1 protein-coding gene is annotated in these 303 nt (G+C 67.0%); it reads right to left on the bottom strand.

Going from position 1 to position 303, the window contains the following annotated elements; translation table 11 throughout:
- The coding region (locus tag RCF13_RS20230) for a hypothetical protein (protein ID WP_308141518.1) at positions 1-303 on the bottom strand (303 nt) is incomplete at both ends.

The raw sequence follows: 303 nt of genomic DNA, 5'->3' as shown, positions 1-303 counted from the left end.
CATCACCTCGGCACGCTCCTGCATCTTGCGCAGGTCAACGGCCGACAGTGCGCTGTCGGTATCAAAGCCGGTCGCGGTCCGATCAAGACCGGCCAAAGCGCTCTCATTGCCATCGCGCACCACCACGGTGCCGGCGGCGAGATCCGAGTGGGTGGTGCTGCGGTCGTTCTTCTTCGTACCGCCCAGCAGGCTCAGCCCCGCACCGGCCGCGCTCCCCAGCGGGTTGCTGATGCCACCACCGCTGCTCATCCCGGTGCCGATGCCACCGCCACTGGTCTTGGCGCGGGATTCGTTCTCGATGTC

The sequence above is a fragment of the Stenotrophomonas maltophilia group sp. RNC7 genome (assembly GCF_030910085.1).
Lineage (GTDB): Bacteria > Pseudomonadota > Gammaproteobacteria > Xanthomonadales > Xanthomonadaceae > Stenotrophomonas > Stenotrophomonas sepilia.
Note: the sequence above shows the minus strand (reverse complement) of the source record. Positions and strands in the feature narration are given on the sequence as shown.